The sequence below is a fragment of the Bdellovibrio sp. 22V genome (assembly GCF_030169785.1).
Lineage (GTDB): Bacteria > Bdellovibrionota > Bdellovibrionia > Bdellovibrionales > Bdellovibrionaceae > Bdellovibrio.
Map to the genome: position 1 here is coordinate 968,952 of NZ_CP125854.1, position 12,715 is coordinate 981,666.

A 12,715-nucleotide genomic window follows, 5' to 3' on the forward strand; every position below is an offset into this window, starting at 1 on the left:
ATATGTGCAAAGGCTGCTGGGGCGGCTGTTGCACAATGCCTGTGGAAGTGAAGCTTTCAGATTTAATCCGCCTGCAACTCGTGACTGAAGATGAGGCAGCGGGCTCCATAAAAAAAATGGCGAAACGTTTAATTAAAGAGGGCTTCATTGTCTCTTACCGTCAAGGTACGGAGTTCTTCATGCTCTCGCAAAAAGCCAACCGCGACTGTCTTTTTCTCGACTCAAAAACGCGCCTTTGCACTGTCTATGACAAGCGACCCGATACCTGCCGTCAGTTTCCCTCTATAGGGCCGCGCCCTGGATTTTGTCCAGGGTCCTCGCAATAGCGTCTCACATTGAGACTGTCAGTGTTCTAGACACCCCTTTACGCAAGTTTGTCTCTGTCTCAGGCTGGTATGTGCCAGGTCCTCTATATGGCTTCCCTCGTGGCACAAGCGCTGCTCTTACAGTCTGTAAGAACAGGAGGCTTTATGGGCTTCAATGACAGAAAACTTGAAACTGCGATTCTCGGTCTCGCCATTTTGCTGGTGGGGGGACTCGGTTATGTCTTGAAAACTCCTGTTCAAGCGGTTTTGAGCGAGGCGGAAGTGGTTTACGAAATGCCACGTCCTAAGAAGTCCTTCTTGGCTTCTTTGTTCGATCTTGGTGACCGTGAAGTTTCTAGAAAATACGTAAATCCTTTTGCGAAAAAAGAAGCGGCCAAAACGGCTGATGCTAAAAAGAACGATAAGGCGGCCCCTGCGAAGCCCGTAGCGCAGAAAAAACAGGATACTAAAAAGACGGCGGAGGCTCGAAAGCCTAAAGTCGACGTGCAAGTTGTTGGCGGTAACGATACAAAAACATTGGGCGGCGATGAGATCTTCCCAGAAGGACAGCGCTATAACCAAAACTACAGCGATACTGCGAACAATTCCAATCCAGCTCAAGCTAAAGAAGATAAGAATGTGATGGGTGGAGATCAATGGCGCGCGCTTTTAATGGCGCAGCCAACGAAAGAAAATGTCGCGAAACTTATGGCGGCCTTTTCGAATAACGAAATTGACGAGCAAATGTATTATACGATCGTGACGGATCTTTTCCGCAACAATAAATCAGAGGTTCAAGCTTTGGGATTGGTTGCAGTTAAAGGCGCCTATAACGTGAAAAGCTTCAGCATCACGGCACAGTATTACGATCAGTTGACTCCGGAAGTTCAAACGCAAGCGCACGCGTACTTGTTGACTTACGCGGTTTCAGGACGCTTGCCAATCTTGGCGTCAGCTCTGCAAAGTTCCAATGCAGAAGTTGTCATGACAGCGGTTGAAGTAGTGAAGCATGGTCACCAACAAGCTAAAGACGGTGTGAACCCAGGCTCGGACCCACGCAACTCGCGTGGTGACGTGGTTGTGAACGGAGTTGCCGGTTACGCGAAGTTCATTCCGATCTTCCAACAGCTTTCACAAAGCCAAGATGCGACAATTGCAGGTCTTGCAAGTTCGGCTTTGAGTCAAATTCAAACAACAGCGGTGGCTGCTCTTTAAAACTGGACAGCCCCGGTCATTGTGGTCAACAATAGCCTCTCATGGCGATGCGTATTTTTCTTTTTCTATTGTTAAGTTCTTCGTTTGCTTGGGCGGCCACAGATTTGCCGCGAAATCTGAGCTCCTCCGATCGCACACGCATGCTGCAAATTTTGGGAATGGGCTCGGCGGCAAAAACGCTCGACAATCCTTATCCGTTGGGTGGGTATTCAGGTGTTGAAGTCGGTCTGTCATCACAGTTCATTCCGGCCGAAGATTTAGCGAGCCTTGGCGACAAGACGAACGACAAAGGCGAATACAATTACTACACTTTGAACTTTGGCAAAGGTCTTTATTACAACATCGACACCATGGTTTATTTTGCTCCGTTCTCGCAAAGTGAAGAGGTGCAAACTTTCGGTGGTCAGATCCGCTGGGGTTTTTACGAAGCTTCTTTTTTTCCTCTGACTTTAACAGCGACAGTCTATGGTGGCGGAGCCAACTTCCAAAATCTTTTAGGCGTTTCAACTTTCGGTACGGACTTGCTTGCGACGGTGACAATGGATAACGTTGCCATCTATGTCGGCGGTGGTCGCGTGCGCGCCGCCGGGAAGTTTTACGGCGGGTTGACAGATACCGGAGAAACCATCGAACAAGATGTGGTTGAAGATCATACGGTGTTCGGTATCAACGTCGACGTTGCAAAAATGTTTATCGCTTTGCAAATTGATCGTTATGTCGATTCCATGTACAGCGGAAAAATCGGTTTTCGTTTTTAAATCTCAGATATCGTGACTGAATCAGTATTTCTTACAGACAAGAAAGCTAGCGATCACGCCTCAGATGTCTGTGAAAAAACTGTCGCTGGGCAAGTAATTGAAGTGTCTTACTAGACTGTCATGTGACTTTAATGCGCGATAGTTCAATAGTGGCGAGGCTTTTGAGGAGCCTTTATGTTGGACTTTTCCGTGCTGAATTCTTCATTCTCGAATCCGACATGGATTTCGATTATCTACGCTTTTTTACTTAGCTTTATTCTCGGAACAGTTTTGGCGATTGTTTATGTCAAAACTTTTCGAGGTCTTTCTTATTCTCTTAATTTTCTGCACGGTCTTGTCTTGTTACCCATCGTGATTGCGATCGCGATGCAAGCCATCGGTGACAACGTCGCTCGCGGTATCGGGATGATCGGGGCTTTGTCTCTTTTGCGTTTTCGCACGAACGTCAAAGATCCACGCGATATGTTCTTTATCTTTGCATCCTTGGCGGTTGGACTGGCCTCTGGAGTTCATGCTTATGGAATTGCTGTCCTAGGTACAGCGTGCTTCGTTCTTGCCTTAGTTATTTTGCAAGGATCACCCTTCGCCGCTGGACCGCAGTTCGATGGACTTTTAAGATTTAATTTGTCTCGTTCCGCGGATGAACAGCGGGCTGTCGAGAACATCCTGGAGGAAAAGTGCCGCCACTTCGCATTGGCAACGATTCGCGAAGTTGGTCAGGGCGAGCGTCTTGATTTTTCTTACCAAGTTCGTTTGAAACCTCAGGCAACTTCTGCACAGCTTGTTGAAGATCTCGGAAAAGTTCAGTCCGTCCGAGGCTTGAATTTTATGAATCAAGAATCGGTCATTGAGGTTTAATATGAAAACATTCAAGTCGGTTGTTCGTTCCCTTTTTCAAGACATCGTAGGTACAGACAATAAACTTCTTTTCTTTTCTTGGTGTACCGCTGTCTTTCTCGTGCTTACTTTAGGCGTTGTTTTAAGTTCTGAATCGGTGAGTATACTAGGGGTTGCCGAGTCCCGAGAATACCAGGTGAATTTTTCAGATTCTGTCGAGATCAAGCACGTGCACGTCATTCCCAGTCAGATCGTTAAAAAAGGCGATTTGCTTTTGGAACTAGGTCAGTCGGATTTGGATTTGCAATTGCGAGTTCTACGTTCCAAATACGATAAGCTCATCGCGGAAATGAAGCTGCGTAAACAATTATCGGAGCTGGCGCGAGACAAAGTGTATCTTTCGGAAGGAGCGGATCCGCTTCAGGTTGATATCACGGATACCAAACGCGAAATCGACTTAATCGAAAATCGTTTGCGCAATCTTTATGTTTTTGCCGAGGTCGATGGTGCCGTCGGTGCCGTGAATTTCAAAAGCGGCGAGAAAGCACCGGCCTTTGCGCCGTTGTTGACTCTTCTTCCGATCAATCCCAGCTACGTCAATGGATATGTGAATGAAAACCTGCGCTCGACGATCAAGGTTGGACAAATCGTCGAAGTTTCTTCCTCTGGCGGAAAAACCGTTCAGGGACGAGTGGTCAGCGTCGGTTCCCGCATTGTTCAGATTCCCGATCGCCTGCTGCGCATCCAAACTTTGCCGGCATGGGGACGTGAAGTCACCGTCAAGATTCCGACAGAGAATGAATTTCTTTTAGGTGAACGAGTCAGCGTCCAAAAATCCTGGGGAGTTACTTTGTTCAGCACTGCTCAGGCCGACGAAAGCGAAAAGAGCTGGGATGCCGCCTCTGTGACGATGGACATTCAGATTCCTATGAATATCACGGATCAGTTTCATCCCGAAATTTCCGGTATCGTTTATCTTGCAGAACTTCGCAAGTTTGCGTTGATCTCTGATGATTACCCCGATGACCGTCCTATGATTATGTTGATGGATGAAAATGGAGCTATTCAAGAACAAATGTTGCCTATTTCGGGCCTTGAACATATGGAGGACATCGAGTCCATCTCGGCTGCGAACGACAACATTTATCTTCTCAGTTCTCTGTCCGCGACGAAAAAAGAAAAACTCAAAAGAGAGCGGCAGCTTTTTGTAAAGGTCGCGCGAAAAGGAATGCAGTTTGAGCTTGTCGAAGAAGTGGATCTGCGCAAGGCACTTCTTTCGGCGCTCGAAAAGTCCAGCGATCCGGTTTTAAGAGAAATCGCAGGTCGTTCCTTGGGCACAAAAAAAGACGATCTTGAAGTTGAAGCGCACTCTGTGAAAGACGGCGATCTTTATTTGGCTCTTAAGCGTCCGATCCTCATCGAGAATCAAGGACTTATTCTAAAAATTAAAAATTTCGACCGCATTTTCGGAAAAGGAAAAATAGCTCCAGCCGACGTCAGCGTGGCCTCGCAGTTCTCAATGAAATTGCCGCAAAAAAATAACGGACTCTATTTAACGGACTTGGTTCTTGAGGGTGACGACATGTTTATTTCAACGTCTTGCCGTGGGGCGAAGTGCAGCGCTGTTTGGCGCATTCCCAAAGGCTTCGAGACAGCGGAGCTTCTGCAAGAATTTGACGTCGACAAACTCGAGGGTTTAGCAATGCATCCGGGCCGACGCCAGCTCTACGGTGTCTTTGACAACAAGAAGAGCGGCAAGTTTGTTTCCATTCCTTATGTGGGAAAAAGGGCTCTGTGATGTTTGTTTTGTTCTTAGTTCTGATGGGTGTCAAAGCGCAAGCTCTGACGTCTGAACAAGTTTTGAAAACGGCGTGGAATGATAAAACCTATCTTTCCTATGACGGCATGGAATCCGTGGATTCCCGCAATCCTTTGCGCAATGTGGAGGGTTTTGTAAACACGGAATCTAATAGTAAAAACAGCGATCGCGAAACGGAATTTGGCCTTAAGTTTCAGCTTAAGTCGTGGCCGGAATGGCGGCTGGGAGAGCAAAAGAAGGACACGGATTCCCACCTGCTTAAAGATAGTTCTCTCGGGTGGGCGCTTCGCAATCGTTACACTGTTTTGCTTTTTGTGGAATTGAATCGGCAGAAAATGAAATATGTCGATGAGGCCATTCGTCTTGCCGATGGATATCTTAAGGCGCAAACTCTGGCGCTGCAGGCGGGCCGAGGCTCATCGAAATCATTTCTTTCGGCGAAGACAGATCTTTATAAATTTCAGCGCCTCAAAAACGCTCTCGAGCAAGAAAAAGAAGTTTTGCGGAAAAAATTAGAAGTCTGGGTGGTAAACGAAAAATCCACAGAACTTGAGCCGATTAACTTGATTAGTGTAAAGAAAATTTCAGAGTTTTTGCAGGGACATTCCTCCGGGACAGATTCTTTAACAAAAAAACTGGCAAAGGAAGAAATCAACCAGATGACCCAAGAACTGGAAATTGTTCGCGGTCGAGATCATCAATGGATTAAAGCTTTTGAGGTCAGTCAGTCTAATAACGACGATGAAACAAAGTACAAGCTGGGAATTAATATTCAGATTCCCGGTTTGGGTTACGATACATTGGCAAAACAGAAGCTCAATGATTTGACTTTGAAACGGGCCTTGAAACAGCGGGATTTGGAAGAGACTACGGATCGCCTGCAAACCTTGAAAGTTCAAATTCTCAATCTTATCGATATTTATGGAGCGGCGAAAAAACTGCCTATGTCGAACGCGCCGGGGAGCTTAGATCCTTTGGCCAATATCGAGCGGAAGATTTCGATGCAGGAAGAACAAATTGAACTGCTCAATCAACAGCAAGAGATCACGAATCTTTACATTGATTATCTTCTTGAAAGTGAAATCCTGATTAAACATCCGGAACCGAATTATTTAGTGCAAACGGCGGCGAAGGATCAGCCATGAGTACGCAAGTTTCTCCCTTAAGTCTGGAGCGATACGAGCTGAAATATTTGATTCCGAAGGAGCTGATCGAACCGATCTCTCGGTATGTGGAGGCGTATTGTTACATGGATTATTATTCCGAGATATCTCCTGATCACTTTTACGTGATTAACAGTTTGTATCTGGATACTCCGGCTTTGTATATTCTGCAGTTTAAAGAACGAGCGAACGCCTTTAACTTTAATATGCGCATTCGTTCTTACGGAAGCGATCCGAAGCCTCCCTATTTTTTCGAAACCAAGTACAAGATCCGTGAATTTGTTCGAAAGAAAAGAGCTAAAGTTTCTGAAAATTGGATTGAGATCCTGGAAAACGACATGATACCGGAAGGGCTCGACGAATCGTCAAAAGCGAACCTCGAGGATTTTCTGCGTCAGAAGATAACTTATAATGTGGGACCTGTGATTTTGACCCAGTATCGCCGTAAGGCCTATATCTCCCACGTCGACGACTATGCCCGAGTGACCTTTGATCGTGACCTTCGTTATCAGGAAAAGAACGAGTGGTGTGTGGTGCCGGATGAAAAGGCCCTTTGCCATTATGACCATCCAGACTCTTTCGAAGAGCCGGGGTGCAATGTGATTCTGGAATTGAAATGCGAAAAAAAGATTCCGGTATGGATGGTCGAGATGATCAGACATTTCCAGCTTGTGGGTGGCAATTTTTCCAAATTCGGAAACTCCATGGCCACGCACTTAAACATCCCCGACGTGTTATCGCCGGGGAGTCTCTATCGTTAAAGACAAGAAACGCTTGGCAAGTTTGCGCCTGGAACGTAGTTTTCCAAGTCGACGTCAAACTTCAGTTGGCCGCTTTGACATTTCTCTACAAGAATTTGACGGGCCTTCGCGGCATTCTGTTGCAAAGAAGCAAATTCCGCTGAAGAGAACAGCAGCTCTTGTTGGAAATAATCGCGCGAGTCTTGCGTATTCAAGCTTTGGTGAAACGCCAGAAAATTTCTATATGTCTGGTAGCTCATATGACGAACCTTTTCGAGTACGGAATACTTGCGCATCATATTCGTTTTGGAAATGCCGCAATCGTTATCCTTTAAGACCATTTCTTTTACCAGAGCCGCTTGGTACGGAGCCATCTTTTGAGTTTCTTGCGGTGGAACTACAAGTTGCTCGTTCACCCATTCGGCGTCTGATTTGTCTCTTTGAATTTTTCCGGGATTCTGTGGGTCAAGATAGTACCAGTAGAATTTGTAGTGAATATTGCCGATACGGTCCTGCTGATTGAGCAGAGTGTCCAAAAGGATCATGTCAGAGACATCCTTCATCTGCAAAGCTGTCTGCGCGACATTCTTAAAATTCGTGGAACCCGCAAGTTGTGCCACGGACTGGGCGCTGGAAACGCGCAAGAACGGAGCCTGTTTCATGAAACGCTCATAACGAGTTTCATAACTGCCACGCCCGCTGACTTCCATGTATTTTTCTTCGTTCTTGACGTTGTCACTCAAAGCGCCAAAAACCTGGGTTTGCGAATTGTCGAAAACGTTCGGATGTAAACGCGGGGATTTATGCCAATCAGCGAAGATGCGCCAGGCTTGCGCTATTTCTTCGCGGCTTCCACGCAGGTAATTGTTCGCTTTGACAGTCAATCTTTGATGAATGGATTTATCCATTGTGCGAATGACCGTCGGAGGCACGCGTCCTACTCCGCCAAGAATGCGCGAGACATGATAGTAAGATAAAATCGACGGAGTGTGCGAACAGGTAATGCTCTGTTTGAATTTGGCTTCTGTCTTCACATCCATTTTGTCTAAATTGCAGTTAGAGGCATCGATAGCCGGTTTGCTGTATTTGGCGTTAGGCTGTAACATCAAAATAGCCGGGTTCGTCGAGTTGTATTTTGGGCAGATACCCATGTTCGTATAGAAGTTGTATGCGCAGAGCTGGCGTTCTTTTTCGATATCGCCGTTCTTATATTTTCCGCCGGGATATTTTTTCGAAATAACACAAAGCTCGGTAAGGCCTTGAGGAGAGCGATACTCCGTTCGGGCATCACCGCGAAGCTCGCTAAGATTGAGCGCTAAGGCGGTGGAAAAAGACAGAGTCATCGGCGCAATGACGACGATTTTCGAGAGGACCAAGGATTTCATAGTGTCGTTTCCTTCGTTATTATTGTTGGAGTTAAATGTGTTTATATGAACAAAGACTAGGGACGACACCTTACAATCATGAGATGGAAAGAAATGTATTGATGAAATTCTCCCTCGGCGAACCCCGCAAAAAAATTCCACAAAACGAAATCCATTTCCACGAGTAGGACTAAAGTTGAACTTTTTCGTCAATATTGCGGACTAAAAAATGAACTTTGTCACTGAATGACCTCGCATTCGAAAAATTACGGTCCAGCAAGCTTGTGATTTTTGACATTCTTCCTTCATGATGAAGGAATGAAAAAACAAAACCACAAAACACTCACAAAGTTTATTTTGCTTTCCCTTATTGCGGTCCAGTTTGTTGCATGTGCGAAAGGGAATCTTGGTGATCAACTCGCATCGCTTCCCGGCGATGAATCAACTCTGGGGCAGGAACCCCAAGACGGAAATAACAACGGTGAGACGACTTCACCTGAAACTCCTTCAACTGAAGCTCCCGTGGTGGAGAATGGATTTCGCCTCGATCAAGAGGTTAAAAAATACAAAGACAGATACGAGCTTGAAAACACTTTTGCCAAATTGACTGATAACAAAGGTCAAGGGGTGGATGAGCTTTACGGCACACGCAATTTCCGCGTGGTTCTTCACGGGGTTATGTACCGTGGTGGCGCTAACAACAAATATCTCAGCACGCCTCGTTCGAACGTAAATCCTTTGCCGACAGTGGGTTTGAACAACCTCTGTAAAGAAGACTTCTCTGCGGCCGTTTATCTTTACTCTGAAAATTTCAACACGGCTCCGAAAAGCGTGTCTTGTAAAGATACTTCGCACCAGGATCATAAGTTGAATTACAAACAGTACGCAGCGGCTGGTGAAAAAGAAAAGATTCTGCAAATGGTTTACGACCGTATTAAGGGTAAACTCGACGGTCCTATCTATGCACACTGCTGGAACGGCTGGCACTCCTCTGGATTGATTTCTGGAATCGTCTTGAAGCAGTTCTGCGGCTGGAGCAACGAAAAAGCGGACGCTTACTGGATGAAAAATACGGATGGTAACAACAAAGGTTTTGATAGCATCCGCAGAAGACTTCGTGAATTCAAACCGCTTGTGAAGTATTCTATCACAGCGGCGGAAAGAGCTTTAATCTGCCCTCAAGAATAATCGATTAGGTACGGACTTACTTTTGGTAGCGCACATGCTCTACCAAAAGTAAGTCCGTACCTTTTTTCGTTTACTTGATTTCTGAAACTGAGATGAATCCTGCGCCAATCAGCTTAAGCATTCCTGCGATACGAACTTCCGGAGAATAAGTAACCGTCTTGTACTTGTCCCAATCCTTTCCATAGTTAGTCACATATCTTTGTCCTGCGGTATAAGTGATGTTGTCCAGTCTTGTGCTGTTAATAAGTCCGAAGTCGGTGATAGTAGTTCTTCCATTATCAAACAGGTGGCATTGCGGTGTGTTTTCAATTTTAATGACCCTTCTGTCTGTTTGATTAAAACCTTCCATCACGTCGATAGGGCACTCTAGGCTTTCGCCGTTTGAGAATCGGAAGTAAGCTTTGATTCCACTCATCAGACGGGGAACTGAGCCCAACGGATTTTCAGTTTTTACCCATACTTCTTCGCCTGAGAATTCTCTTGTTCGCAAAGACTCGATTCTCGTTGTATAACTGCATTTATTCTCCCAGCCCACGCGCCCTGTGCAATCTTCCCAGACGCGGCTGTTTAACTCTTTCTCTTCGCCGCGATCGCGGCGTTCCCAGGCATATACGGTTGGAATGAACTCTACCATATTTCCGCGCTGCGGAGTTAAGCCCACAGAATAGACATTGCCGGGGTTCGTGACTGGATTCGGATTCATGTTTGTAAACTCGATGGCATCCAAGGTATTTAATTTTTTGTCGCGTCCAATAGTTACAGTTTGATCATTGATGGGTTGAAGTTTCGATCCAATACGGATGACTTTTTCAATTTTCATGTTCTCTGATTGAGTCCATTCAACTGAGAAATATTCCTTATAGGACTGAGCCGTATAACTGATATTCAAGCATACAGCCGAGTTGCACGAGCTAGGAGCCGGCACTTTAGGGTCTGGCTTGTAAGGCACAAAGAAGGTTTCGATGGCCTTTTGCACGATGAGTTTCATTTGTTCATTGTAATCGCCTTGAATGTGAATATTCATGCGGCTGGATTTCATGACTTTTTCTACAGCAATTCGCACATCAGCTTCAGCGTAAGGAGGATATTTAGCTGTGAGGTTCATCTGAATGGATTCAAAAAGTTTTTCCTTATCGAATTTAACGGACATCTGACTGACGGGCACTGGTGCCATGACAGCATAGTTAACGACAATGTCGACGAGATTTGAGCGCAAGGCAGTTCCAAGAATGTATTGGGCCGTTGGGGCTGGAACTTTGAGGTGAACCGTGAACGGCGTATTTAACTCACAATAGTCGGATTCGCGCAGATCCTTAGGAGTAACATCATAGTAAGTTCCTGCTGCGACGATAGAAATGCGTGAAGGACATCCGGGAAGAACTCCAATATTGAACCCTTCCGCATTCAGTTTTTCTTTATTGATTATTTCCGCCTTAAGATTGTCATAGTCAGTCACACGCAAGGCTTGTGGAACCTTGAATTGATTTCCGTTGAACTCGACGGTGTTTATATTAGCAGAAAGACCGTCAATGATGGCGATGTTAAAAGGGATCATCACTTCATCTTGGGAGTTCTTAGGCAATGTGTTCGTTTGGGTCGAGTAAACATACACACGAGGTGCGACAAGATATTGATTCTCGTCAGCCAGGCCACTGACTTTGAAAACCGTTGCATTATGATCGGGTGAAATAGGTAAAGGTAAAAGACTGGAGGCACGTTTGCGCTCGCGGGCTTTTTCAATATCAGCTTCAGAGGCTACCGTGCGCTCGATTTCTCCAATCATTTCATTGTTGAGCGAGATTTCAGATTTCATATTCGTACGCTGGGACACGATCTCTTCCTGAGAACCGCCTTTCTGGGAACAGGCGGCTGAATAAAGAAGGCTCAGAGCGATTAACGGTTGAATGAACTTTTTCATTTTAAACTCCTTGAGGGTTTGGTTATGGCCTTCCCCTAAAGCAGTTGTTGGACCACGGTAAAACGGCGTGAAACGCTATTTAAATCGAACTGGCGTCCGTTTTCTGGATTCTGTCTTAGTTTTCGGATTGAGATTATTGGAACGGAGATTACTTTTGAGCTTTTTCGATCAGCTTTGTCGTGGATTTGCCGTCAACAAATTGCAAGGACATGACTTTTCCACCGTAGCTCATAACGAAGGGAGCGCCGACGATCTGCTCGATCTTCCAGTCGCCGCCTTTGACAAGAATGTCGGGACGGACTTTGTGGATCAAGTTCTCTGGCGTGTCTTCCGTAAAAATAACGGTGAAGTCCACCGCGTTCAGGGCGGCGAGGATCTCAGCTCTGTCGTTTTCAATTTGTACGGGGCGAGTAGGTCCTTTTAGACGTTTCACGCTCGCATCGGAATTAACACCGACAACAAGAATGTCTCCGAGATTGCGAGCTTCTTGAAGATAACGAACATGTCCGACGTGAAGAAGGTCAAAGCAGCCGTTCGTAAAAACGACTTTCTTTCCCTGCTGGCGCAAAGGGGCCAAGGTCGCTTCAATAGAATTCAAATCGCGAACTTGTCCCATGGTCGTTAGGCCTTTTTGTAAAGCTGCGCGCCCGTGATAGAGCCCGCCATATCTTTATTGAAAAGAAGAGAAAGAACAGGGAATACGATCAAACCTGTAGCCACCACCAAGAAGGAGCGAGCTACTACCTTGAGAGAGAACATCGCCTTATTCAGCTCTTCCGGTTTACCGATGCGTTGATCGAAAGCCCATTCCCCTGGAGTGCATCCCAAGTAAATGCGATTCAAAACCAGATAGATGAAAGCCACGCCGCCAAACATCGCCAAAGTTGAAAGATAGATCATGCCTTGCGCATCTGGATTCGTGAGGTTGCCGATCAAGTCCACTTTTGTGATGACTAAAAGAAGAATCATGCAGAGAAGACTTGAAGCAATCACTAACATGCCGTCAAGCAAAGCAGCCGAAAAGCTCCAGATAGTTTTTTTGTACTCTTCTTTTGCTGTTGTTTGCGAAATCTTCTGTTTGGAAGATTCAAAATCCAAGTGACGGTTTTTTTGCAGAGTTTTAAGAATTTCGTCAACGGCGCCAGTTGCTGTCCCGTCACCGCCCACTTCAGTCAGGGAACCCGGAGCTTGTGGGATCGGCGAAGACTTTTTGCGTGGAAGAGGCGGGCGCAACGGATCCGTCGAAGTTTCTTCGATGAGTTCCAAGCCCTGATTTTTAATCATGGTGCTAGAAAAAGAGTCCGCAGACTTTTCGTCTTTGGCAGGAGTTGATGATTTCTTTTTGTGGAAACCAAGACCGTCCGTGAGCGGCTTAAACTCAAATTCCTCGAAGGGATCCATTCCCTCT

12 protein-coding genes are annotated in these 12,715 nt (G+C 45.9%); 8 read left to right on the plus strand and 4 right to left on the minus strand.

The genetic code is table 11. The annotated features are described in order from the left end of the window. The first annotated feature begins 2 nt into the window (after window positions 1-2). The 7 genes from QJS83_RS04665 to QJS83_RS04695 all read left to right on the plus strand — a co-directional run bounded on the left by QJS83_RS04665 (window position 3) and on the right by QJS83_RS04695 (window position 6,858). Window positions 3-326 carry a YkgJ family cysteine cluster protein gene (locus QJS83_RS04665; protein ID WP_284608790.1) on the plus strand — a complete coding sequence of 108 codons (324 nt, stop codon included), beginning with the start codon at window positions 3-5 and terminating at the stop codon, window positions 324-326. A gap of 144 nt (window positions 327-470) precedes the next feature. Beyond that, window positions 471-1,520 carry a hypothetical protein gene (locus QJS83_RS04670; protein WP_284607944.1) on the plus strand — a complete coding sequence of 350 codons (1,050 nt, stop codon included), beginning with the start codon at window positions 471-473 and terminating at the stop codon, window positions 1,518-1,520. 41 nt (window positions 1,521-1,561) lie between these two features. Next, window positions 1,562-2,278 (plus strand): hypothetical protein, encoded by a 717-nt coding sequence (locus tag QJS83_RS04675; RefSeq protein WP_284607945.1) that lies wholly within the window; start codon window positions 1,562-1,564, stop codon window positions 2,276-2,278. A gap of 174 nt (window positions 2,279-2,452) precedes the next feature. Then, on the plus strand, window positions 2,453-3,136 hold the full coding sequence (locus tag QJS83_RS04680) for a DUF4956 domain-containing protein (RefSeq protein WP_284607946.1): 684 nt from the start codon (window positions 2,453-2,455) through the stop codon (window positions 3,134-3,136). 1 nt (window position 3,137) lies between these two features. After that, window positions 3,138-4,913 (plus strand): HlyD family secretion protein, encoded by a 1,776-nt coding sequence (locus QJS83_RS04685; RefSeq protein ID WP_284607947.1) that lies wholly within the window; start codon window positions 3,138-3,140, stop codon window positions 4,911-4,913. Beyond that, a complete protein-coding gene (locus QJS83_RS04690; protein WP_284607949.1) occupies window positions 4,910-6,079 on the plus strand; it encodes a hypothetical protein in 1,170 nt (389 codons plus the stop codon). The genes QJS83_RS04685 and QJS83_RS04690 overlap by 4 nt, the downstream gene beginning before the upstream one ends. Beyond that, on the plus strand, window positions 6,076-6,858 hold the full coding sequence (locus QJS83_RS04695) for a polyphosphate polymerase domain-containing protein (protein ID WP_284607951.1): 783 nt from the start codon (window positions 6,076-6,078) through the stop codon (window positions 6,856-6,858). Before QJS83_RS04690 ends, QJS83_RS04695 begins: the two co-directional genes overlap by 4 nt. Here the strand turns inward: QJS83_RS04695 and QJS83_RS04700 are convergent. Beyond that, on the minus strand, window positions 6,855-8,222 hold the full coding sequence (locus tag QJS83_RS04700; RefSeq protein WP_284607953.1) for a hypothetical protein: 1,368 nt from the start codon (window positions 8,220-8,222) through the stop codon (window positions 6,855-6,857). The two genes, QJS83_RS04695 and QJS83_RS04700, sit on opposite strands and share 4 nt — an antisense overlap. Window positions 8,223-8,519: 297 nt before the next feature. Between QJS83_RS04700 and QJS83_RS04705 the strand changes: the two genes are divergently transcribed. Beyond that, window positions 8,520-9,389, plus strand: coding sequence for a protein-tyrosine phosphatase family protein (locus tag QJS83_RS04705; RefSeq protein ID WP_284607955.1), 870 nt, complete (start codon window positions 8,520-8,522; stop codon window positions 9,387-9,389). A gap of 70 nt (window positions 9,390-9,459) precedes the next feature. On the opposite strand, the gene QJS83_RS04710 is transcribed toward QJS83_RS04705, so the two are convergent. The 3 genes from QJS83_RS04710 to QJS83_RS04720 form a co-directional block, all read right to left on the minus strand. Continuing rightward, a complete protein-coding gene (locus QJS83_RS04710) occupies window positions 9,460-11,307 on the minus strand; it encodes a hypothetical protein (protein ID WP_284607957.1) in 1,848 nt (615 codons plus the stop codon). Window positions 11,308-11,455: 148 nt separating this feature from the next. Further along, window positions 11,456-11,923, minus strand: a complete 468-nt coding sequence (gene rfaE2 / locus QJS83_RS04715; protein ID WP_284607960.1) for a D-glycero-beta-D-manno-heptose 1-phosphate adenylyltransferase — start codon at window positions 11,921-11,923, stop codon at window positions 11,456-11,458. Between the two features lie 5 nt (window positions 11,924-11,928). Continuing rightward, the gene (locus QJS83_RS04720) at window positions 11,929-12,708 is read right to left on the minus strand and encodes an RDD family protein (protein ID WP_284607961.1); all 780 of its coding nucleotides are present in this window, start codon (window positions 12,706-12,708) and stop codon (window positions 11,929-11,931) included. Window positions 12,709-12,715 lie beyond the last annotated feature (7 nt).